At 33.6% G+C, this 23,213-nt stretch carries 23 protein-coding genes and 1 pseudogene; 10 read left to right on the forward strand and 14 right to left on the reverse strand.

The features are described from left to right. A pseudogene (locus FS85_RS15205) lies at window positions 1-608 on the forward strand (inorganic phosphate transporter); the annotation flags it as partial. A 90-nt stretch (window positions 609-698) separates the two neighbouring features. Here FS85_RS15205 and FS85_RS0105850 read toward each other — a convergent pair. The 3 genes from FS85_RS0105850 to FS85_RS0105860 all read right to left on the reverse strand — a co-directional run bounded on the left by FS85_RS0105850 (window position 699) and on the right by FS85_RS0105860 (window position 3,705). After that, window positions 699-1,886: a pyridoxal phosphate-dependent aminotransferase gene (locus FS85_RS0105850; RefSeq protein ID WP_010135173.1), complete on the reverse strand. Its 1,188-nt coding sequence runs from the start codon at window positions 1,884-1,886 to the stop codon at window positions 699-701. 19 nt (window positions 1,887-1,905) lie between these two features. Beyond that, window positions 1,906-2,997 carry a fatty acid desaturase family protein gene (locus tag FS85_RS0105855; protein WP_010135174.1) on the reverse strand — a complete coding sequence of 364 codons (1,092 nt, stop codon included), beginning with the start codon at window positions 2,995-2,997 and terminating at the stop codon, window positions 1,906-1,908. 216 nt (window positions 2,998-3,213) lie between these two features. Further along, window positions 3,214-3,705, reverse strand: a complete 492-nt coding sequence (locus FS85_RS0105860; protein ID WP_010135175.1) for a hypothetical protein — start codon at window positions 3,703-3,705, stop codon at window positions 3,214-3,216. Between the two features lie 548 nt (window positions 3,706-4,253). On the opposite strand from FS85_RS0105860, the gene rsmG reads away from it, so the two are divergent. Beyond that, window positions 4,254-4,898, forward strand: coding sequence for a 16S rRNA (guanine(527)-N(7))-methyltransferase RsmG (rsmG, locus tag FS85_RS0105865; RefSeq protein WP_010135176.1), 645 nt, complete (start codon window positions 4,254-4,256; stop codon window positions 4,896-4,898). Next, a complete protein-coding gene (locus FS85_RS15210) occupies window positions 4,895-5,569 on the forward strand; it encodes a porin family protein (protein ID WP_010135177.1) in 675 nt (224 codons plus the stop codon). The genes rsmG and FS85_RS15210 overlap by 4 nt, the downstream gene beginning before the upstream one ends. On the opposite strand, the gene FS85_RS0105875 is transcribed toward FS85_RS15210, so the two are convergent. From FS85_RS0105875 to FS85_RS0105890, 4 genes are all read right to left on the reverse strand, one after another. Next, window positions 5,564-6,163, reverse strand: coding sequence for a hypothetical protein (locus FS85_RS0105875; protein ID WP_010135178.1), 600 nt, complete (start codon window positions 6,161-6,163; stop codon window positions 5,564-5,566). The two genes, FS85_RS15210 and FS85_RS0105875, sit on opposite strands and share 6 nt — an antisense overlap. Window positions 6,164-6,166: 3 nt before the next feature. Continuing rightward, window positions 6,167-7,627, reverse strand: a complete 1,461-nt coding sequence (gene rpoN, locus FS85_RS0105880; RefSeq protein WP_010135179.1) for an RNA polymerase factor sigma-54 — start codon at window positions 7,625-7,627, stop codon at window positions 6,167-6,169. A gap of 177 nt (window positions 7,628-7,804) precedes the next feature. Beyond that, complete coding sequence (locus tag FS85_RS0105885; RefSeq protein WP_010135180.1) at window positions 7,805-8,167, reverse strand: cupredoxin domain-containing protein; 363 nt, start codon at window positions 8,165-8,167, stop codon at window positions 7,805-7,807. A 35-nt stretch (window positions 8,168-8,202) separates the two neighbouring features. After that, window positions 8,203-8,751 (reverse strand): carboxymuconolactone decarboxylase family protein, encoded by a 549-nt coding sequence (locus FS85_RS0105890; protein WP_010135181.1) that lies wholly within the window; start codon window positions 8,749-8,751, stop codon window positions 8,203-8,205. Between the two features lie 209 nt (window positions 8,752-8,960). Here FS85_RS0105890 and FS85_RS0105895 point away from each other — a divergent pair, with 209 nt between their 5' ends. Next, the gene (locus FS85_RS0105895; RefSeq protein ID WP_010135182.1) at window positions 8,961-9,839 is read left to right on the forward strand and encodes a bile acid:sodium symporter family protein; all 879 of its coding nucleotides are present in this window, start codon (window positions 8,961-8,963) and stop codon (window positions 9,837-9,839) included. Here the strand turns inward: FS85_RS0105895 and FS85_RS0105900 are convergent. Both FS85_RS0105900 and FS85_RS0105905 read right to left on the reverse strand, forming a co-directional pair. After that, window positions 9,829-10,683 (reverse strand): helix-turn-helix domain-containing protein, encoded by an 855-nt coding sequence (locus FS85_RS0105900; protein WP_010135183.1) that lies wholly within the window; start codon window positions 10,681-10,683, stop codon window positions 9,829-9,831. The genes FS85_RS0105895 and FS85_RS0105900 overlap by 11 nt on opposite strands. A gap of 55 nt (window positions 10,684-10,738) precedes the next feature. Then, window positions 10,739-12,313, reverse strand: coding sequence for a response regulator transcription factor (locus FS85_RS0105905; protein WP_010135184.1), 1,575 nt, complete (start codon window positions 12,311-12,313; stop codon window positions 10,739-10,741). 225 nt (window positions 12,314-12,538) lie between these two features. Here FS85_RS0105905 and FS85_RS0105910 point away from each other — a divergent pair, with 225 nt between their 5' ends. The 3 genes from FS85_RS0105910 (at window position 12,539) to ald (ending at window position 15,497) form a co-directional block, all read left to right on the forward strand. Beyond that, window positions 12,539-13,264: a hypothetical protein gene (locus tag FS85_RS0105910; protein ID WP_010135185.1), complete on the forward strand. Its 726-nt coding sequence runs from the start codon at window positions 12,539-12,541 to the stop codon at window positions 13,262-13,264. 20 nt (window positions 13,265-13,284) lie between these two features. Then, the gene (locus tag FS85_RS0105915) at window positions 13,285-14,148 is read left to right on the forward strand and encodes a hypothetical protein (protein ID WP_010135186.1); all 864 of its coding nucleotides are present in this window, start codon (window positions 13,285-13,287) and stop codon (window positions 14,146-14,148) included. 254 nt (window positions 14,149-14,402) lie between these two features. Continuing rightward, a complete protein-coding gene (gene ald / locus FS85_RS0105920) occupies window positions 14,403-15,497 on the forward strand; it encodes an alanine dehydrogenase (RefSeq protein ID WP_010135187.1) in 1,095 nt (364 codons plus the stop codon). Between the two features lie 35 nt (window positions 15,498-15,532). Here ald and FS85_RS0105925 read toward each other — a convergent pair whose 3' ends face one another. The 3 genes from FS85_RS0105925 to FS85_RS0105935 are packed head-to-tail and all read right to left on the reverse strand — an operon-like array spanning window position 15,533 to window position 19,456. Then, entirely contained in the window at window positions 15,533-16,567 is a 1,035-nt protein-coding gene (locus tag FS85_RS0105925; RefSeq protein WP_010135188.1) for a glucosaminidase domain-containing protein, read from the reverse strand. After that, window positions 16,564-17,481, reverse strand: coding sequence for a 1-aminocyclopropane-1-carboxylate deaminase/D-cysteine desulfhydrase (locus FS85_RS0105930; RefSeq protein ID WP_010135189.1), 918 nt, complete (start codon window positions 17,479-17,481; stop codon window positions 16,564-16,566). The genes FS85_RS0105925 and FS85_RS0105930 overlap by 4 nt, the downstream gene beginning before the upstream one ends. A 55-nt stretch (window positions 17,482-17,536) precedes the next feature. After that, window positions 17,537-19,456 carry an ABC-F family ATP-binding cassette domain-containing protein gene (locus FS85_RS0105935; RefSeq protein ID WP_010135190.1) on the reverse strand — a complete coding sequence of 640 codons (1,920 nt, stop codon included), beginning with the start codon at window positions 19,454-19,456 and terminating at the stop codon, window positions 17,537-17,539. Window positions 19,457-19,541: 85 nt separating this feature from the next. Between FS85_RS0105935 and FS85_RS0105940 the strand changes: the two genes are divergently transcribed. Further along, the gene (locus FS85_RS0105940) at window positions 19,542-19,961 is read left to right on the forward strand and encodes a DUF983 domain-containing protein (RefSeq protein ID WP_237706944.1); all 420 of its coding nucleotides are present in this window, start codon (window positions 19,542-19,544) and stop codon (window positions 19,959-19,961) included. A gap of 3 nt (window positions 19,962-19,964) precedes the next feature. On the opposite strand, the gene FS85_RS0105945 is transcribed toward FS85_RS0105940, so the two are convergent. After that, window positions 19,965-20,519 carry a hypothetical protein gene (locus FS85_RS0105945; protein ID WP_010135192.1) on the reverse strand — a complete coding sequence of 185 codons (555 nt, stop codon included), beginning with the start codon at window positions 20,517-20,519 and terminating at the stop codon, window positions 19,965-19,967. Window positions 20,520-20,532: 13 nt separating this feature from the next. After that, window positions 20,533-21,573: an NAD(P)/FAD-dependent oxidoreductase gene (locus tag FS85_RS0105950; RefSeq protein WP_010135193.1), complete on the reverse strand. Its 1,041-nt coding sequence runs from the start codon at window positions 21,571-21,573 to the stop codon at window positions 20,533-20,535. Between the two features lie 103 nt (window positions 21,574-21,676). Between FS85_RS0105950 and FS85_RS0105955 the strand changes: the two genes are divergently transcribed. Both FS85_RS0105955 and FS85_RS0105960 read left to right on the forward strand, forming a co-directional pair. Continuing rightward, on the forward strand, window positions 21,677-22,723 hold the full coding sequence (locus tag FS85_RS0105955) for a LacI family DNA-binding transcriptional regulator (RefSeq protein ID WP_010135194.1): 1,047 nt from the start codon (window positions 21,677-21,679) through the stop codon (window positions 22,721-22,723). An 87-nt stretch (window positions 22,724-22,810) separates the two neighbouring features. Beyond that, window positions 22,811-23,213, forward strand: a 403-nt coding sequence (locus FS85_RS0105960; protein ID WP_010135195.1) for an acyl-CoA thioesterase, incomplete at its 3' end; no start/stop codon positions are given.

Consider the following 23,213-nt stretch of genomic DNA (forward strand, 5'->3'; position numbering starts at 1 on the left):
ATGTTACCAGAAGAGTAATGAAAATTTATTCTGGTGTAATAGACAACCTTACTCAAGAAAACTTAGATGGTCTACGTAAAAGTGAAAAGTCTGTAAAGAAACTAAATACAGACATGGAATCGTTACGTTCCAATGTTTTCTATTTTATCAAGTCTTTAAACGATCAATCGGTAGCCGCTAGTAAATTCTATATTGTAGCCTTAGAATATATTCAGGACGTTGCACAATCGGTAGAATACATTAGTAAAATTAGCTACCAACACGTACACAACAATCATAAAAAATTAAAGAAAGAGCAAATTCAGGACTTAAAGAAAACCGAAAGAGAACTGAACCATGTTTTTGAACAGATGCTTACCTTCTTTAGCAATAACGATTTTGATAAATTACCTGAACTGATAGAGAACAAACAAGTGCTATTAAACGATGTTTCTAAATCTGTAGAGCAACAAATCAACAGAATTAGAACAACAGAAACTTCAGCAAAAAACAGTACGTTGTATTTTGGAATTATTTTAGAGACCAAGGATTTAATCAATGCTTTGGTAAACTTATCTTCTCATTACCAAGGGCATTATACAGAAACCAAATCTATGATTGAAGAGTAAATTGAATTACAAAACTCTATCCATAAAAAAAGCTCCATTCTAGAAAAGAATGGAGCTTTTTTTTGCCCATATAGTAAAAAATGTAGTTTATTACACCAACACTTCTTTTATTCTTTTTACGGCTTCTCTTAACTGTGCTTCAGAAGCTGCATACGAAATACGAATACAAGTTGGAGCACCAAAAGCCTCACCTGTTACCGTTGCTACGTTCGCTTCTTCTAACAACAACATAGAAAAGTCTGTTGCATTTTGAATCTCTTTTCCTTTAATTGTTTTTCCGAAGAATGCCGATACATCTGGAAAAATATAAAACGCTCCTTTAGGTACATTTAACTTTACTCCCTCTATTTCTCCTAGCAACTCCAACATCATGTCTCTACGTTTTTGGAATTCGTCTACCATGTATTGAATTCTAGAAACAGGCTCAGACAAAGCTGTAATTGCTGCTCTTTGTGCAATACAGTTGGTACCCGAAGTAATTTGTCCTTGCATTTTTGTACACGCTTTAGCAATCCATTCAGGAGCTCCAATAAATCCAATTCTCCACCCTGTCATTGCAAAACCTTTTGCCAATCCATTTACAGTAATAGTTCTATCGTACATAGATGGAATAGCAGCAATACTAAAGTTAGGAGTTCCGTAATTGATGTGCTCGTAAATTTCATCAGAAACAATGTAAATATCTGGGTATTTTTCTAACACTTCAGCCAAACCTCTATAGTCTTCTTCTGTATATACAGTACCACTAGGGTTGTTAGGCGAATTAAAAAATATCAACTTTGTTTTTGGCGTAATTGCTTCCTCTAACTGTGCAGGTGTGATTTTAAAATCTGTTTCTATAGTTGATGGTATCTCTGTATACGTGGCCCCTCCTAAAATAGATTGAGCCGAATAAGAAACCCAATAAGGTGAGGGCAACAAAACCTCATCCCCTGGATTTAACAACACTTGGGTAATGTTAGCCAACGATTGTTTTGCTCCTGTAGATACTACAATTTGACTTGGTTTGTAGTCTATATTATTGTCTCTTTTAAACTTTGCACAGATTGCTTCTTTTAAATCTGCATATCCATCTACAGGACTGTAGGAATTGTAATTATCATTAATAGCCTGAATTGCAGCTTCTTTGATATAATCGGGTGTATTAAAATCTGGTTCTCCCAAACTTAAACTAATAATATCTTTTCCTGCAGTTTTTAACTCTCTTGCTTTAGCAGCCATTGCCAAAGTAGCAGATGCTGGTAAGCTTGTAATTCTGTCTGATAATTGTTGCTTCATTTCTAAATTCTATAATAGTTTATCCTAATTGAGGTTTTTTTCCTAAAATAATTAATTGGTTTACATGTGCTTTAAAAGCCTGAACCAAGGTCTCATATTCGTGATAGGGCAGTTGAAATTCTTTGGCTGTTTTCTTTACTATTTTTGCTAAATCTCTGTAATGTACATGCGAGATGTTGGGAAAAATATGATGTTCTATCTGAAAATTCAATCCTCCTAAAAAAAATGACACCCATTTATTTTGCGTGGCAAAGTTAGCGGTTTCTGACAATTGATGTGCAGCCCATGTTCTTTTTTCTTTGTCTAATTCTTGTGGCATTACTACTTGCACCGCATCGGTAATGTGTGCTAACTGAAAAACAGTACTTAAAATAAAACCTGCTACGTAGTGCATTACAAAAAAGCCTAAAAGCCATTGGTACCAAGTTACAGGCAAAACCAACAAAGGCAATACCACCCAAAACAAATAATATACAATTTTAGTAAGAATAAGCAAAGTCCACTCTTTCTTTGGATTCAGTTCTCCTTCTCCACTTAATCCTTTACTTAAATATCTTGGAGTTTGTCTAAAATCTACCACCAAAGCCCATTGTATGGTTAATAAGCCATACAAGAAAAAAGCATATATCTTTTGGTATTTGTGCATTGGTTTCCACTTTTCGTATCGAGACAATCGAATAACTCCATGGATATCAATATCTTCATCCAAACCTTCTATATTGGTATAAGTATGGTGTAATAAATTGTGCTGTACCTTCCAGTTGTATACATTTCCCGCCAAGATATAAATGCTGTTTCCTAACAACTGATTTACCCACCATTTGCTAGAAAAAGAACCATGATTACTATCGTGCATTACGTTCATTCCTACACCAGCCATTCCTAAGCCCATCAATACGCACATTAGCAACCGTAAAGGGTTAGACATAGGTACTATAAGCAATAAAAAATAGGGCACAAATAACAAAGCAAACATTAAAAAAGCTTTGCTATACAACACCCAGTTTCCTGTTCTCTTTAGGTTATTGTCTCTAAAATAATTATTAACTCGTTGATTTAAAGTCTTAAAAAAGAGGTTGTTTTTGTCTTTGGTAAAATTTACTTGTTGCATTTGTTGTATGGGTAGCTATGACTTCAATATACAAAATAACTGTTTTTTGCTCAGATTATTTTAGCTTAACGCTAAGAAATTTAAGTTTTTAACACTTTTATAGCTTTTGTAAATCAATACAAACATTTAGATTAAAAATCCTTACTACTTATTACGTAATTAAAGCCTTAAGTCAATACATCAATAGTCTGCATTTACAACCTGATTTCTTATACCTTACAAAATTTCCTTTGGATTGAATTGTGCTACTTTTAAAATCATTTTACAAACTTTAAAATATGGTTTTGTAGACTCTTCATTTGATTTATTACCAGGACCTCCTATTTTATAAGTAATAGAGTTAGAGTAATTACCAAATTCTATACTACATTGGTAACCATCAATTAGCATGTATTCAAAATTTTCTGATAATTTGTAAGGATTTAATTCTGCTATGGCTTTAGTTATACCGTCATAATCCTCTTTTTTTAGAGTCAATCTCTTTTCAAATGTGCTATATGACCATTGTTGTTCTTCTGATGATGCTTTTGATTTTACCAATACCTCTACTTTGTCACGAAACTTTGTCAACTCTACCGAAACAGAATGATACGGTATTCTAGATGAATGAGCAAACTGAAACTTAACATATAGAATTTTATTAGAATCTATTTGTGCAAAAGTTTTTGACACAAAAAAAATGCAAAAAAATAATAATATCTTTTTCATTGTTTCTACAGTTTTATTCTATGTTTGTTTAAAGATGGCTTAGATTCCTAATCCTAATTATCATCTTGATTATTAAAATTTAAATCAACACCTACTCTCAAATATACTCAATCACTTATAAAAGAAGCATAAAAAAATCACAGAGGTTATTTAAACAAAATTATGTTTCCCTTTTGTGCCTTTTTTACAGCTAATTACCTCCATTTTATAAGCAAAAACAAACACTCTAAAAAACAAATTTGTGACACATCCTGACACACTGTGACACACGCTGACACGCTCTGAAACAAACTGACCCTAATTGACACAAAATTTCGATTTTTAAGGGGTTTTCTTCGAGTCTTGTTCGGATTTTGTTCGGAAACGGCTTTGGGTTATTTTTAAAAAATGGAGGTTTTTGAAAGCAATGTCGAACCAATCTCGAAAAAAACCTTTTTCAAGCCATAACATCTATAAACTGCATCTACAATTCTATTCCAAAAAATAGAAAAATCACACTGAAAGAACAGAACAACAATTTGCTTAAAATACGTTACTTTTGTACTACTATGACAACAGCACTAATCCTAAAATATTTTCCGAACTTAAGCCCTACTCAAATAGAACAATTTGAAAAGTTAGAAAGCTTGTACAAAGAGTGGAATGCACAAATCAACGTAATTTCCAGAAAAGATATAGACGAATTGTACCTAAAACATGTATTGCATTCTTTAGGAATTGCCAAAGTACAAGTTTTTAATCCAGGTGCTAGAATATTAGATGTGGGTACTGGGGGTGGTTTTCCTGGAATCCCGTTAGCCATTTTGTTTCCAGAAACTTCTTTCACTTTGGTAGATTCGATAGGAAAAAAAATAAAAGTAGTACAAGAAGTGGCTGAGGGAATTGGTCTAGAAAACTTATCTGCACACCATATGCGTGCGGAAAAAGTACAAGGTGAATTTGACTTTATTGTAAGTAGAGCAGTAACAGCCATGCCCGATTTTGTAAAATGGATTAAAAAGAAAGCAACTAAAAAACAACAACATCAGCTAAAAAACGGAATTTTATATCTTAAAGGAGGAGATTTAACCGAAGAATTACGCGACTTCCCTAGTCACACACTATATCCTCTGACAGATTACTTTACCGAAGATTTTTTTGAAACCAAAAAAGTAGTACATATTCCACTAAAATACAAACCTACTGCCATATGAAAAAAGGGTGGTTTCTGTTATTCCTTATCGCAACCTTATCAAGTTGGTCTCAAGATTCTAGTTTTGTAGATACTAAATACTTAGAAGATCAAATTTATTTAGGGGTGCAATACAACAGCATTTTAAGCCCTAATAACAATATAGACAACAACGGAATTCCTTATAGTTTTCAAATAGGTTTTTTAAAAGACTTGCCCATCAACAAACAAAGAAACATAGGGTTTGCATTAGGTTTAGGCTACAACTTTGACTTGTTAAGACCCAATATTACCATTAAGGACAACAACAATAAGCTACAGTTTGATATTGACAACAGCTACGAAAGTTACAGGTATACGTTGCACGGCTTAGAAGTTCCTGTAGAATTTAGATGGAGAACTTCTACGGCTAGTAAATTTAGCTTTTGGAGAATTTATACAGGTGCATCTTTGCTTTACAATTTCAGCAATCAAGTGGTATTAAATACAGGCACAACAGAAATCACTTATAAGCAGTTAAATGCTTTTAGAAAAATTGCTTACACTGTATACACTTCTATTGGATATGGTACGTGGAACATCCACTTAAAATACCATCTAAGCTCTCCTTTTACAGCCCATACAAAAACTAGCAACGGAACATCTCTAGATTTTCATCAGCTAAAATTGGGTGTAATGTTTTATATTCTATAGCACAAAGCTAAACACTATAGGCAGCAATATACCTACAGTTAACCCCATGTATATTTCTTTTAGATTGTGTGCCTTTAGGTGCAATCTTGCCGTAGCCAAAGCCCCTAACAAAACCAACAAAAGAGCCACTACCAGGTTGGGATATTGATAATGCGCTCCAAATACCAAAACAAAACTAAGCAACCCTGCCATTCCCAGCATGTGTAAACTTACTTTTACCTTGTTGTACAAAAACAACCAAGCAATTACTAGACCTACAGCGGTTGCATAGGCCAAAATCGTTAACTCTCTTAACTGCCAAATGCTTTGTAGTACTTGAGCTAAAAACAAATAATTAAAAATCATAATTAGCACAGGAAACTTACGTTCTTCTACCGTTTTGGCATCATTGGTTTTTACATGTCCTGTTAATCGCAACACGACCAAAGTTAGCAAAGGCACCAAAAACGTTCCTCCTAACACAATAAAAAGCACCATGTATTTTTGCATAGCTGATAGCGGAATTGGTAAAGCTTGTAAATACCAAAGTGTTCCGTAGCTGGGCAACAATACAGGATGAAGAAGGTAAGAGAGTATTTTGGATACTTTTTGCATAAATTATATTTCTTTTCTAAGTCTAGCAACAGGAATATCTAGTTGCTCTCTGTATTTAGCAATAGTTCTTCGGGCAATTAAATAGCCTTTTTCTTTAAGAATTCCCGACAACTTATCGTCTGTTAGTGGTTTTTTCTTGTCTTCTTCTGCAATTACTTGTTTTAAGATACTTTTAATTTCTTTGGTAGACACATCTTCTCCTTGTTCATTTTTCATAGACTCAGAGAAAAATTCTTTTACCAGTTTGGTACCGTACGGAGTAGCACAATACTTGCTATTGGCTACACGAGATACTGTAGAAATATCCATGTTTATTTTTTCTGCCACATCTTTTAAAATCATCGGTTTTAATTTACTTTCATCACCTGTAAGTAAATATTCTCGTTGCATTTCAATAATAGCATTCATGGTTACCAGCAAAGTTTGCTGTCTTTGTTTAATGGCATCTATAAACCATTTGGCAGCATCTAGCTTTTGTTTGATAAACTGAACAGCATCTTTTTGTGATTTGCTTTTGGTCTTAGATTCTTGATACCCTTTTAACATATTGTGGTATTCTTTAGACACGTGCAACTCAGGAGCATTTCTAGAATTTAGCAATAGTTCTAACTCTCCATCTGCAATTCTAATCGTAAAATCAGGAACTATTTGCTCTGCTATTTTGGCATTGCCCACAACAGAACTCCCCGGTTTAGGATTTAGCTTTTCTATTTCTTTAACGGCTGCTTTTAATTCGTCTTCGGTAACTTCGAATTTAGACAGCAATTTTTGATAGTGTTTTTTTACAAAAGCATCAAACGACTGGTCTAGTAGTTGAATGGCCAATTCTACCGAATGAGTTTGCACTTTATTTTCTAACTGAATTAACAAACACTCTCTTAAATCTCTAGCTCCTACGCCTATCGGATCTAATTTCTGAACTACATCGTACAAAATATCATCTACTTTGTTTTCATCGGTAAAAATGTTTTGGGTAAACGCCAAGTCATCTACAATATCAATAGTTTCTCTACGTAAATACCCATTTTCGTTAATGCTTCCTACCAAAAATTCTGCTATAGCATACTCCTCATCACTCAAAGAAAATGTGTTTAATTGATTGATGAGTGATTGGTGAAAAGTTACACCTCCTGCATAAGGAATGTCTTTTTCTTCGTCATCTGAAGAATAATTATTGGCTTGCAATTTATAATCAGGTATGTCATCATCACTTAAATAATCATCAATATTGATGTCATCTGCCTCGATGCTTTCGTTCCCTTCTTGATCGTATTCGCTGTAATCTTCGTCTAAAGCATCGTATTCGTCCTCTTCTTTCCCAGATTCTAAGGCTGGATTTTCTTCTATTTCTTGTTTCAGTCTTTGTTCAAATGCTTGTGTAGGCAATTGAATCATCTTCATCAACTGAATTTGTTGCGGAGATAATTTTTGGGATAATTTTAAGTTTAAGCTTTGTTTTAGCATACGTTGTTATCTGTTCTAGTGCCTTTACCTCTAAAGTAGGCAAAGTATGGGTTAGAAACAAACATCGGCTCATCAAATTTAATGCCACGGTTAACAAAGTTTCATAAACCCCTTGTTATCAAACAAAAAAAAGGAACATCTATACTGACATTCCTTTCTCTATTTTGGCTATAAGTTTTACTTTACCACCAAGCTGTATTGTGGAGTTGGGTTTAAAGGACAAAAATATACGTATTCTCCTTTTTTTAAAGTTACTTTTTGAGTGCTTTCTGTAGTGTTGTTTTTTACCAAAGAAGTTACATAAGCACTTTTTATATGATGTGCTTGATCTGTTTTTCCTTTAGGAGCTAAAACAAAACCTACATCGTGACCCACTTGTTGGTTGGTAATTTTAAAGACATAAGTCCCCTCAGACAAAGTCAATCCTTTTTCAGTAAACTCTCCTTTTGTTTGTGCTAAGGCTACTGTTTTTACTTCTTGAGCATTGGCTGTAAATACAGTTGCTAGTGTGATTATAATTCCTAAGATTAAATTTTTCATGATATGATGATTTTTACTGTTTTTAAAGATTTTATTTATACCAATTCTTCTGATTTTACTATTGGAAAATCAATCTCTGTTTCTGCAATATGATTTACATAGTTGGTTAAGGTGTTTGCAACTACATTCAGCACTATTTCTAAAATTTCTCCATCGTTGTACCCAGCATCTTTTACCGCTTGTAAGCTAACCGCACTAACTTTACCTCTGTTTTGGGTAACTTCTTTAGCAAAAATTAACCCTGCTTGTTGTTTGGCATCTTCGGCTAGTGCTTTTCTACTAGCAGTTAATTGATCTGAATTCAATCCATTTAATTTCCCTATGGCAGTATGGGCAGACAAACAATAGTCACAATTGTTTGCTTGTGCAATGGTTAAAGCCAATTGTTCTCTAAACTTATTGCTAAAAGTTCCACTGGCAGACAATTCTCCTAAAGACAAATAACTTTTTAAAGTAGCTGGCGAGTTTCCAAAAACTTTGATTAGGTTAGGAATAAACCCTAATTTTTTCTCTACTGCATTAAACAAATCTTTAGCTTCTCCTGTAGTGGTTACCGGATTTAATGTTTCAATTTTTGTACTCATAATTTCTATTTTTTAAATGATTAATTTTTATTGTTTCTTTTGAACACTACAAAGATGCAACCGATACTAGCCTGAAAAAATGGACAAAAGTTCCTAATAGTTGGACAGGAAAAAGAATCTTAACATTACAAGAATGATGCATTCACCCAAAAAAACAAGTATAGATTCCTAAAAAATAAATATCTTACCCCAAAACTAAACACCTAATCATGGCAGCATTACTACTTAAAATATTTTTACCACTATCCTTAGCAATCATTATGTTTGGAATGGGAATGACTTTAGTACTGCAAGACTTTACCAATGTTTTTAAACAACCCAAAGCCGTGATAACAGGGCTTATCAATCAAATCATTTTGTTGCCTTTACTTGCTTTTTTACTTGCTCTTTTATTTCATTTGGATGCTACTATGGCTGTAGGAATTGTAATTCTAGCAGCTTGTCCAGGAGGCCCCACAAGCAATATGATTACACAAATATGCAACGGAAACATTGCACTTTCGGTAAGCTTAACAGCCATTGCGAGTTTTACCAGCATGATTACCATTAATCTTCTTGCTTCTTTTGCATTAGATTTTTTTGGATCTGACTTAGAAAACACCTCTATAAAACTTCCTGTACTAGACACTACCTTACAAATAATGACGATTACTTTGATTCCTGTTTCCTTAGGAATGCTGGTTCGTAGGTACAAAGCAGATTTTGCAGTTGCTATGGAAAAACCCATGAAAATTGCTTCGACTTCTATTTTTATTTTGATTTTTATAGGGATTATTGTTACCAATCTGAACATTTTGGGAGATGCTTTACTAAGAGTGGGCCATGTAACCTTAATACTGAACTTAGCTACCATTAGCTTGGGATATTTTATAGCAAAATCTATTAAGCTAAGCTATAAAGATGCTATTGCCATAGGGATAGAAGGAGGAATTCAGAACGGAACCCTAGCCTTTGTAATTACAACCTCTATTTTAGAAAACATAGAAATGGCCATTCCTACTGCAGCTTATTCCGTATGGATGTATGTAACTGCAAGTGTCTTAATGTGGCAATTAGGTAAAAAACACAAAAAAGTAGCTATCGGATAATTGTTTCGTTTTCTTTCCTAAACTGTAATGGAGATTGTTGTACAGCCTTTGTAAAAAAACGAGAAAAATAAGCAGCATCATTAAAACCCAAATCATAAGCAATTTCTTTTACAGGATTTGATGAATATTTTAATTGCCTTTTGGCTTCTAATAAAACTCTGTTCTTAATAAAGTCGCTAGGTGATTCTACGCCCACTCTCTGAAAGTTTTTAGTCAACGACTTGGGAGATAAGCCCAGTCTATTTGCATAATCGGATACTTTGTGTAGCGATTTAAAATTCATTTCTACCAAAGTACTAAAGTCTTTAAAGAGCTTGGTTTCTACATCTGTTTTTACAGAAGCTTGCTCTTTCTGAATTCTAACAGATACTATAATAAATTGTTTCAGATAGGCTTGTAGCATATCGTGTTGAGCGACTTCATTACGCTGAAATTCTTCCATCAAACTATTCATAATAAAATGGAGCTTTTGCGTATCGCTTTTACATGGTTTTACAAAAGGAATTTCGTATACATTATTAAACAAAACCCCATTGCAAGCAACAGCTTGATCGTGAGTTTGTATGCAGTAAAAATCTTTGGTAAAAGTAATTTTATAAGCCTCTTTGATTTGCTCACTAGCTACACTAAACACCTGTCCGGGCGATAAAAAAAGCAACACATTGTCTTGAAAATCGTACGTTTTAAAATCTATGTGATAAGTTCCTTTTCCTTGCTTTATCCAATAAATGCTGTATCCTAGTACTTGCTCTGGTTGATTAAAAACACAAGCAGCTTGAAAAGCTACCGATTGCAAAGAAAATAGATTCTTATAGGTATAGGTTTTAATATACTGTAAAGACATTCTGTAAATTTTTCTTGCTGTCAGTCGAAAAAACCTTACAATGTTAACAATCGCTTTAAATATTCCCTATATAATTGCTTAGATCTTCGTCTCGTTGCAATCCTATTTTTTTTCGAATTCTGTGTCTTGAAATATGCACACTGTTTACCGAAATATTCAACAAGCGAGCCATCTCTTTACTATCAAACTTAAGTTTTATTAAGGCACAGTGTTTTTGTTCTGTAGGTGTTAGTGTACTGTGTTTCTCTCTTAATCGCTTATAGAAATCGGTATTTACCTCGGTAAATCTTAAATTAAAGCTTTCCCACAAATCTTTATTTCCTCTAACAATTTCTTTCTGAACTTTTCTATATGTTTCAGGAGCTTTTTCTTTTAACAGATCTAATAATTTGTCTATATTTTTATCCTTTTCTATCAGCTGCAATGCGGAAACTGTTAACTCTTTGCTTTTGGTTTCTACTACTGCATTTAACTTTTCTTGCTTGTGTTTTATATTAATGGCTGCATTTTCTTTTTCTACCTGCAACCTTTTTACTTTTGCTTTGTGATAAAATAAAAATAACAAACCTATCAAACTTAATAGAATAAAGCCAATGACAAGAATTAGCTGTAATTGTAACCGTTTTTTCTTTTCTATAATGCGTTCTTGTTCTTGTATGTGTGCATCTTTTACCAATAAGTTTTCTTCGTATTTATTTTTTATTTCAAACAGTTCGTCATTTTTTATGTTTCGCATATCAAACAAGCTATCTATAATTTTACTAGAAGTTTCTAAGTAAGCATATGCTTTACGAAGTTGATTTTGCTGCTTGTACAATGCAGCTATTTTTTGCAGTACGTGAGTTTTTAAATCTCCATGAGTTTTTACTTTGTTAACTGTATATAAGCTTTTTTCGTAGTACATAATTGCTTTAGAAATTTCTTTCTTTTCTGTATACAAGTCTCCCAAAAAAGAATAAACAATCACTAAATAATTCATGTTGCGTTGCTCAAACAAATCCTTAGCTTTTAGTAATAAAGGCTCTGCTTCGTTCAGCTTTTTTTGCTCTAAGAACAACTTTCCACGCTCTGCATATACAAAAGGATTTTCTTTGTTTTTATTAGGATGTATTTGTTGTATATAGGTACAAGAGTCTAAATACTTCTCGCTTATTCTGTACTGTCTTGCTTTTCTATACTGAACAGCCAAACCATAATAGTTTTTAGACAATTTATTTAATTTTCGTATTCTGTTTTGCGTTGAATCTTGTTTGATTAGTGTTAAGGCTTTTTTCTTATACTCAATTGCCTCTCCTTCTTTTCTATAAATCCCATACAGCACCCCCAACTCATAATAAATAACTGCTAATTTTCTTTTGTCGTTTGTAGCTGTTGCCAACTCCAAAGCTTTCCACAAAAAATCATAGGCCATGGCATACATTTCTTTATCAAGATACTCGTCCGATTTTTGAATATAATCATCAATCAAAAGAAGCGTATCATTCGTTTTAATTTGCAACGAATCAATTTGTTCTTGAACTAAAAATCGCTTCTCCTTGTCTAAAAAAGTTACCTTCTTTAGATTATCATTTCCTAAAACTTTAGCCGTAAAAAAAGCCAAAACTGTAAAAACACACAGACATCTTTTCATAAGTCGCAATTTATGCTTTTTTATCGACTGCTAAGGCCAACAATAAGCAAATACTGGACATAAACTATAAATTGTAAAGTTATTGTAAAGAGATCTAGAGGAACTTTTTGTGATTTTACTCCTATTTTTGGAGGTGATACTATTCTAAACAGCCCAACCTATTTCTTAAAATTTTATACACAAGGTTGGTAAAACTAAGAACTAACTATAAACAATTATACCACCATGAAAAAACTTCTTTTTCTACCATTCGTTCTATTGGCTTTAATGATTTCTTGTTCCCAAGAAGACGAAGAAACTTTTGTACCTCCTACCGAAGAACAACCCAATGATGAAAATCCAAATGAAGAAGAGGAAGAAGAAACCCCAACAGCATGTTACATTACCCCTAAAGACGGACTTCTTATATTAGAAGGAGAAAGCTTTAATTTAAAAGGTCAATGGAGAACTGTTAACGACGAGAGAGCTTCAGGAGGAAAATATATTGAATATATTGGACCGAATAGCTATCAACAACAAAACTTAGCTAACGAAATAGACATTAAGTTTTACATTCCTGCTGCAGGAGGTTATCGTGTAAAATGGTTTATGAGACAGCCCGAAGAAGAAGCAGGAGGAGATTTAGGTAACGATGTTTGGATTTATTTCCCAGAAAATTTGGGTCGAGCATGGGTAAACAACCAATCTAAAGTATTAGAACATTATGAAAAATTTGTAAGCAGAAGCGACAAAGACGGTGAATTTGCTTTTGGAGGTGCTTTGGATTTACACAACCCAAAGTCTAGCTCTTGGCTTACTGTATCTTTTCCAGATGCTGGAGAATACACACTAAAAATTTGTGCAAGATCCAAACACCTACAATTAGATAAAATGGTACTGTCTATAGGATTAGACAATGACACTGTTGCTGCTACTTCTAAAACCGTAACAGAATCTAATACCTGCGATTAACACTGAAAAAAACTAAATTTATGAGAATTTTCCTTTTTGTTTTTCTATGCATTTCCTTTAGCACATCTGCACAATTTATAAACTACAACCAACATAGAATAGCTTGTAGTGCCGATGGTAATGCGCAACCCGATTTGGCATACACCGGAAAATACAATTATGCAGACCCCGATGATTGGGGAGCAACACCTGCTGCATTGGCTATGTTGGCCAAAAAAAAATTGCAAAACAAACTTGTGCATTTTTCTTACAACAATTTTATGCCATCACCTGCACACACTACTGTAAGAAATTACATGAAAGAAGGTGTAGAGGGTTCTATAGAACGCTGGAACTTTGACCCTACTGTGTTTTTTGATGTAGGTACACACAAAAATCAAGCAATTGAACATTTGCAAAAGGAACTAGAAAAATCATCGGCAGAAAACCCTTTGTTTTTTATCAACATGGGACCTTCTGAATTTTTATACCAAGCGGTAAAAAATGTCGTCAAAAACAACAAAACAGCAAGCTTAGACCATGTTTACATTTTGTCGCACAGCAACTATAACGATCATCACCTTAGAAGACCCAATCATCACACTATAGAACAGGTAATTTCGTTAAGTGAAAACCGATTAAAATTTAAAAGAATAAAAGATCAGAATAAAAAAAACATCCCAACAGAAGGATGGAGTTCTTATCATGATTGGTCTGTGTGGGATTGGCTAAAAAATCATCCCAATAAGGATATTGCATGGATTTGGACTTGTATGAAAAAGCACAAAGAAAAAAGAGCCGATATTTCGGATGCTGGAATGGTCTATTATCTACTTACTGATGATGACGATGGAAACCCTTCTAAATTCAAAGCTTTTTTAGGAAATCAAATAGAGGTTGATTAGTAAATACATCAACCTCTTTCTTGTTTTTGCTATTTTTATCTTAAAACAAGAATCTAAATTTATGATGATTAACAAAAGTTTATCAATCAAAAAATAGTTTTGTTAACAATCTTACTACTTTTGTTCGTCATTTTTCTCTAGTGACTATTTTTTTGTCTAAGCGCTTTCTAACTTGTTAATTATTAAGCAAGTGATACTACTTTGGTATATTTTGTGTTATTTAGAAAAACATTATAAACCAAACCTACCTAAATATGAAAATAGGAATCCCTAAAGAAATTAAAAACAACGAAAGTCGTGTGGGCATGACCCCAAGCGGTGTTTTTGAATTGGTAAAAAACAACCACAAAGTGTTTGTACAATCTACTGCTGGACTTGCTAGTGGCTTTTCGAATGCCGACTACCTAAATGCTGGTGCAGAATTGCTAAACAACATAGAAGAAGTATACGCTATGTCTGAAATGATTGTAAAAGTAAAAGAGCCTATTGAACAAGAATATGCTTTCATAAAAGAGAACCAAATCTTGTTTACTTACTTTCATTTTGCTTCGAATCAAAAATTAACCGAGGCGATGATTCAACAAAAAGCAATCTGCATTGCTTACGAAACGGTAGAAGACAAAGACGGTAGCTTGCCTTTACTAACCCCCATGTCTGAAGTAGCAGGTAGAATGTCTATACAACAAGGAGCAAAATATTTAGAAAAACCAATGATGGGACGTGGAATTTTACTAGGTGGCGTTCCTGGTGTACCCCCTGCTAAAGTCTTGATTTTAGGAGCCGGTGTAGTAGGGATACAAGCAGCGAAAATGGCTGCTGGCCTTGGAGCAGATATTACTATTTTAGATATAGATGTGAAACGTTTGCGTTATGCAGCTGATGTTTTACCTAGCAATTGCAACACACAATATTCTAATGAATACAATATAAGAGAAAATGTAAAGTCTCATGACTTAATTATTGGAGGTGTATTGCTAAAAGGTAAAAAAGCCCCCAACCTAATTACCCGAGACATGCTAAAAACCATGAAACCAGGAACTGTAATTGTTGATGTGGCTGTAGACCAAGGAGGATGTGTAGAAACCACGCGACCAACCACACATCAAGACCCTGTTTATATAATTGACAATGTGGTACATTACTCTGTGGCCAATATGCCTGGGGCCGTACCTTACACTTCAACTCTTGCACTTACCAATGTTACTACTCCGTATGTCATAAAAATTGCCAATATGGGCTGGGAAAATGCTCTAAATAGTGATCCAGGACTACACAAAGGATTGAATATTGCCAACGGAAAAGTAATTTACAAAGAGATTATAGACAGTTTTAAAACTATTGAAGCCTAAATAAAAAGCACTTCTTTTTCTGAAGTGCTTTTGTTCTAATTAATCCTTAATTCTTGCCCTATACTTAAATCATTGTTTTGTAAATCATTTATTTGTTTGAGTTCTAGAACAGTCAGTCCAAATTTTTTAGCAATAGAATACAGCGTATCTTTCTTTTTAACAATATACACTTGATTTTGATTTCTTTTTTTTCTTAGTTTAAGCACTTGATTTTTATGAATGATGTTATCATCTAAATCATTCCATTTTTTTAGCTCATCAATACTTACGCCATAGGTTCTAGAAATACTATACAGTGTATCGTCTTTACCTACTATATGCATACCATTTATAGGCAATACAGCTTTGTTTACTTTAGTCGTATTTGTTGTTACCACTTTTGTAGGCTGTGAAGTTTCCTCTACTACTGCTACAGTTTTTACTTTTCCTTTTAACACAATTGCATCATATGCATCCAAATTGTATTTTTCTATATAGGTAACCAACTTTTGTGGATATTTTGGATCGGTAGCATACCCTGCTTTTTTCAACCCTTTTGCCCATCCTTTGTAATCGTCTTCTCTTAGTCTAAACAAGCTTAAATAACGAGACCTTGTAACCAAAAATGTAGAATGATCTCTGTAAGATGTAGCTGCATACTCGTACTTTCTAAAGCACTCTCCTTTTTGGTCGTCATCATGGTAAACCCTTTTCCCTGTCCATCCTCTGTGGCATTTAATTCCAAAATGATTGTTAGACTTGCTAGCCAAAGTACTGGTACCACTTCCCGATTCTAAAATACCTTGAGCCAAGGTAATACTTGCTGGAATTTTATACGTTTGCATTTCTTCCATAGCCAAAGGTGCAAACTCTTCTATATAATCTAACGTTTTCTGACTTAAATACGATTTGGTGTTTTTCTGAGTATCTTTAATCACCTTTTTTACCTCTTTAACCGTTTCCCTGGTCGGTGTTACCTTAACCTCAGTATCGGCAGGAATATTTTGTTTTGGGGTAGTTTTTGCTACTTTTTTACTAGATCCACATGATGCTAATAAGCCAATAGCGACAATTACAAATATTTTTTTCATATAATTAAGGGTTTGTTTTTTTGTGCCAGCCGTGTGTTTATTCCCGCAATGCCCTGCAGTCCTCCTGTGTGAATAGCCAACACTTTACTTCCTTTTTTAAGTTGATTTTGTTCTATTTCTTTTAACAAACCATACATCATTTTCCCGGTATAAATGGGATCTAAAGAAATTTGAGTTTGTTGTTTAAATGTGTTGATAAAAGTAACCAATTCTTGGGTGACTTTTCCATAACCTCCAAAATGATATTCTTTAAACAACGTCCAGTTGTTTTTATTTGGCTGTAACTTTAACATTTCCTCTTGTATCCAATTTCCCTTTAAAGCAGGATACACACCAACATTTTGATATTTTTTAGAAGCATTGATAATTCCAGTTACAGTTCCTCCCGTACCCATTGCACAAGCAATGTGCGTAAAACAATCATCACTTGATGTTAATATTTCTTCACACCCTTTAATTGCCAAAGCATTGGTACCTCCTTCTGGCAATACATAACTATTTGGATACATTTCTAACAAGCCCTTTATATATGCTTCTTGATGTTTTTGCTGATAAGCTGCTCTAGAAACAAACAAAAATTCCATTCCAAAATTGGCTGCCTTTTGTAACGTTGCATTTTTACTAAGAGTTTTTGATACATCTTCCCCTAGTTCCTCTCCTCTTATAACTCCCAAAGTACCAAATCCATATTCTTTTCCTGCGGCAGCAGTAGCCAAAATATGATTGGAATATGCTCCTCCAAAAGTCAACAAACTTGTTTTGCCAAGCTCTTTTGCCTTTTGCAAATTGTATTTTAATTTTCGGAATTTATTGCCCGAAATAAAAGGATGCAACAAATCTTCTCTTTTTACAAACAATTCCACTTCTTTTTCTTTTAGAAGAGGCAAATGAATTTGTATGTTTTTAGACTGCATCGGCTCTAGAAGTTTCTTAGCAATTCCATTTATAATTTATATCTGATAAATTTAATTAAGCTTGTTTAGAAGCTATTTCTTCATCTAGCTCAAACAACTCTTCCATTAACTGATCTAAACTATTTTTTTTGTTCTGATACGTTTCAAAAAAAGTTCCATCGGCAGCGTGTTTTTCGTAATCTTCGGCCAGTTGAGCATCCATTTTTTCTATTTCTTTTTCTAAATCAGCTATCAGACGTTCTATCTTGCTGTACTTATTCTTAACTTTCTTAAGCTCTTTTTCTTGTTCTCGGCTTAGTTTCCCGGTACTTTTTTCTTTATTCTTTTCTGATGCTACAGCTGTTTTCATCTCAGCTTCTCGCATATTTTCTAATTGATGTGTCTCTAGAAAATAATCTAAGTCTCCTAAATATTCTTTAATTTTTTGATCTTTAAAATACAAAACCTTTTGTGTTAGTCCTTGTAAAAAATCACGATCATGAGAAACCAAAATCAAAGTTCCCTGAAAATTTTCTAAGGCTTGTTTTAGCACATTTTTAGATTGAATATCTAAGTGGTTGGTCGGTTCATCCATCACCAAAACGTTAAAAGGCTCTAACAACATTTTACACAAGGCCAATCGGTTTCGCTCTCCACCACTTAGCACTTTCACTTTTTTATCTACCTCTTCACCTCTAAATAAAAAAGCCCCTAACATATCTCTTACCTTAGCTCTATTCCCATCATTGGCTGCATTTTCCATGGTTTCTAATAACGTTTGTTCTCCGTCTAAATGCTCTGCTTGGTTCTGTGCAAAATAACCAATCTCTACATTATGTCCCAATTTTAAATTTCCCGTATAAGAAATTTCTCCTACAATCATTTTTGCTAAGGTAGATTTTCCCTGGCCATTTTGCCCCACAAATGCAATCTTGATTCCTCTTTCAATTTGTAAGTCTACCTGAGACAATACTTGTTTGGTTTCGTAATTTTTAGATACATTTTCCGCTTCTACAACTACTTTTCCGGGTTCTTTAGACAAAGGAAAACGCACATTCATTACCGCATTGTCTTCACCATCTACCTCAATTCTTTCTACCCTATCTAGTTGTTTAATTAAAGACTGTGCCAAAGATGCTTTGGTTGCTTTGTATCTAAAACGTTCTATCAGTTCTTCTTTTGCTTTAATTTCTTTTTCTTGATTTTTTTGAGCCTGCAATTGTTTTTCTCGAATTTCATCACGCAGTAATAAAAATTGAGAATAAGGCTTTTTATAATCGTAAATTTGACCTAAAGAAATTTCTATGGTTCTATTGGTTACATTGTCCAAAAACATTTTATCATGCGACACCAACACTACGGCTCCTGCATAGTTTTTTAAAAAGCCTTCTAGCCAAATAATAGACTCTATATCCAAATGGTTCGTTGGCTCATCCAGCAGCAAAATGTCGTTGTTTTGCAACAATAACTTTGCTAATTCTATTCGCATTCTCCAACCTCCAGAAAACGTATCTGTTAGCTTGTTAAAGTCTGTTCTTTGAAACCCTAAACCTTGCAACACTTTTTCGGTTTCTCCTTGGTAGTTGTATCCTCCTAACAATTCGTAACGTGTTGTTTTTTCTTCCAAATCATGAATTAGACCTGAATAATATTCGCTTTCATAATCTGTTCTTTCTGCCAACTCATGATTAATTCTAGCAATCTCAGTTTCAATTTTTTTTATTTCTTCAAAAGCTTGGTATGCTTCTTCTATGATGGTTCTTCCTGGTATGAAATCGATATCCTGACGTAAAAAACCAATCTGTATGTCTTTGTCAAAAGCCAACGTACCTCCGTCACTAGGCAAATCTTTGGACAGTACTTTTAACATGGTAGATTTTCCTGCTCCGTTTTTTCCTACCAACCCTACTCGATCTCCTTTTTCTAGCTTAAAAGTAATCCCCGAAAACAAGTCTGTTCCGTTAAATGTAACGGTTAAATTATGTACGTTTACCATATGTAACAATTGTTGCTTATATCAGAATAAATGGAAGTATATTTGTAGTATTGTACAAATACATAACTATTTTATCTCTTTTTTGATGAGACAAAAGTACCAAAATAAATACATCATGCTTAACAAAGGAAACAAACTATACAGCATCTTTACCTCTAAATGTCCACAATGTCATGAAGGAGCTTTTTTTGAGAACAAATTCTCCTTTAATATTTTAAAAGCTACAGAAACTAAAGAAAACTGCCCCAACTGCGGACTAAAATACATGAGGGAACCTTCGTTTTTTTATGGTGCCATGTACGTGGGTTATGCCATTAGTGTAGCAATTGCTGTAGCTTTATATATCATCAGTGCAGTTTTTTTTGGCTTAGACATGAAACAAAGTTTAATTGTAATTGCTTTAGGGCTTTTTGCTTTGGCTCCATGGAGTTTACGTCTGGCTCGTGTCATTTGGATTCATCTTTTTATTAAATACCAAAAAGACAAAAGCCAGCGAGTAAAATAATCACTATTCTACAATTTCTCCTTTGTAGATTTTTACCACAAAAGCTTCAGTTAATTTTAAGTCTTTTAGAATTAACTGAAACTCTTGAGCTTTTTCTAAAGTGCTAAAGTTTCCAATTACGTAGCAAATCAACCCATATTGATTTTTGATTTTTTTAATTCCTGATGAGAATTCTACATCAAATTTTCTGTAAGCCCCTATCTGAACTCCATATGTCATCACCTCTTTTTCTGCATCTTTATTAGCCAACTGTATTTCTTTTGTTACTTGTTTTGCTGTATCTTTTTCTGTTTTTTCTATAGATGATACTTTTTTAACAGGTGTACTTACTGTTTCTATTTTGTTTGTCTTTTTAGCAAACAAAGCCCAAACAACGGCTGCAATAAGCAACAAAAACAACACGATACACAAAGCTATTAAAGCTCTAATTTTAGCATTTTGTTTTTTTAGTTGCTCTAGGTAATTGTTATTCAGCTCATCTAATTGAGAACGTTTCTGTTCTAAATTATCTATCTGATGGTTCAGACTATTTACTTCTTCATCGCTTAAGAAAGGCATAATTTTGTGCGTTTTAATTAAATCTTTGAATATCTATTTCTTTAGGTAAAGGTTGTTTGTTTTCTAAGTGTTGGTACAGTTGATTGGCTATGGTAGGAGCAATCATTACTCCTCTAGTTCCCATTCCGTTAAAAACAATGGCATTTTTATATTCTGGATGTACGCCTACCAAAGGTCGACGGTCTTTTACTGTGGGTCTAATTCCACCAAACTGACTGATAACTTTATAGGGTACATCAATCATGGTGTCTAATTTTTCTAGCAATTCTTTTCTACCTTTTTCTGTTGCCTTTACCGTTTTGTCTGTCCAATTAAAAGTGGCTCCTACCCAATACTTATTATTTTTCATAGGCAACAAAAATAACGTAGATTTTAGTTGCGAGGTTAGTTTAAGCCCTGGTGCTTCTATATACAACATTTCTCCCTTGGTTCCTGTTAATGGCAAATAACTGAAAAAAGGATTTTTTTTCAAACCAAAACCTTCAGCAAATACAATTTTTTTTGCATCGATATCTCTGTAATTAACTCCAGCTCCATCCAGCTTTAATTCCTCGTGATTCATAGAGATATTAAGAAAAAGACCCTTCTTTTTTAGATAGACAATATAATCATCCAAAACTTTTTTTATCAATACCCTTCCCGTTCCTTTAACCTGACCAAATCCTTCATAAGAAATCACTCCTTTTTTAGGTTCTTTGCTAATTTTAGGATTTAAGTATTTCTCTAACAAAGGATTGTCACAAGCCATAAACCAATTGTTTTGATCTTCTACATTTTTAAAGACTTTGTAAGTATCAAAATAGGTTAGATAGTTATTTCCTAATCTTTTTTCTAAATCTTGATAAAAAGGAAATAAATTTTGCAATTGCTCATCGGCATTCCAAACAGGTGTAAATCTTTTTAAGATTACTGGATTAAAAACACCCGCTGCAACACGCGATGAAACCTGAGAGGAATCTTCTAGTACAATAAAAGAGTGCCCATAATCTTCTAATACTTTTGCCATAGCCATCCCAGCCAAGCCAAAACCTACAATGATATAATCTACTTGCATATTACAAATTTACGATATTCAAAAATGAAATTAACTTATTAATTATGAGTATATTTGAACTTAGAACAGGATTATTTGATTATTTTTGCATTCTTTTTGACCTATGAAGAAAAAACTTACCATTAAAGACATTGCTAAAGAGCTAAACGTTTCTATATCTACTGTTTCTAAAGCCCTTAACGATAGCCACGAGATTGCAGAAGTTACCAAAAAACGTATTCAAGCCTACGCAAAAGAATTTAGATACAAACCTAATTTTAATGCGCTAAGTCTAAAAAACAAAAAAACAAAGACCATTGCTGTAATTATTCCAAACATGCTTAAGTATATCTATGCACAAGTATTTAATGGTATAGAGCAAGTTGCAAACGAGCAAGGATACAAAATTATTACTTGTGTTTCTAACGAAAAGACTAGTAAAGAAAAAGAAATTCTAGACATGCTAACCAATGGTAGTATTGATGGATTTATTATTTCCCCTTGTCTAGAAACTAGCATTAACAAAGATTACATGCATTTTCAAAATGTTATAGAAGAAGGCTACCCAATTGTGATGTTTGATCGTGTTCCCAAAGAACTAGATTGCGATAAAGTAATGATTAAAGACCATAAAGCTACTTATAACGCAGTAGAGCATTTAAAAAACACAGGATGCAAAAACATTGGTTTTATTTCTACCAATAAAAAACTAGGAAGTACTAAAAAAAGAAAAAAAGGATACATAAAAGGGCTAGAAGAATTTCAGTTAAACATCAATGAAAACATCATGATAGATTTAACAGAATACCATTACAAAGAATACGAAAAAATTATTACTCCTATTTTTGAAAATAACCATATAGACAGTGTTATTACTACCAACGAAGCCACAGCCATTGCAGCTCAAAAAGTAGCTCAAAAACTAGGTTATTCTATCCCCAACAACTTCTCGGTAATTGCATTTTCTAACGGTATTTTAGCAAGGCACGCAAGCCCACAAATGACCACTATCAGTCAACATGGAGAAAAAATGGGAGCAAAAGCAGCAAAGCTATTGATTTACAGAATTGAGTGCGAAGAACAGACCCCAGAATACGAAACTAAAATTATTAAGACAGACTTGGTGATGCGTAATTCTACCAAATCTTTTTTAAAACTGAATTATAAATAATTCTTTATACCTTAACAGTTTTAATCTATTGCTTTTGATTGCCATAACCAGCACCTTAGCGTAACTTTGTACAAAAGATTAGAACTTATGAGATTTCACACAAGAAAATGGGTAAAACCCGAAGATTTAAATGCCAACGGAACTTTATTTGGAGGAAAATTACTAGCCTGGATTGATGAAGAAGCTGCTTTGTATTCCATCATTCAACTAGAAAACAGTAGGGTCGTAACCAAGTACATGTCAGAAATTAACTTTATGAGTTCTGCCAAACAGGGAGACATTATAGAGATTGGAATAGAAGTAGAAAAGTTTGGAAAATCATCGCTTACCTTAAACTGCGAGGTTAGAAACAAAATGACTCGTGAAACGATTATTAAGGTAGACAATATTATTATGGTAAATTTAGGCGAAGATGGCAAACCCAAACCACACGGAAAAACAGAAGTAGAATTTGTAAAAGACCGCTTAAAAGCCGAAAATACCGCAAACT

The sequence above is a fragment of the Ochrovirga pacifica genome (genome assembly GCF_000220525.1).
GTDB classification, from domain to species: Bacteria; Bacteroidota; Bacteroidia; order Flavobacteriales; family Flavobacteriaceae; genus Ochrovirga; species Ochrovirga pacifica.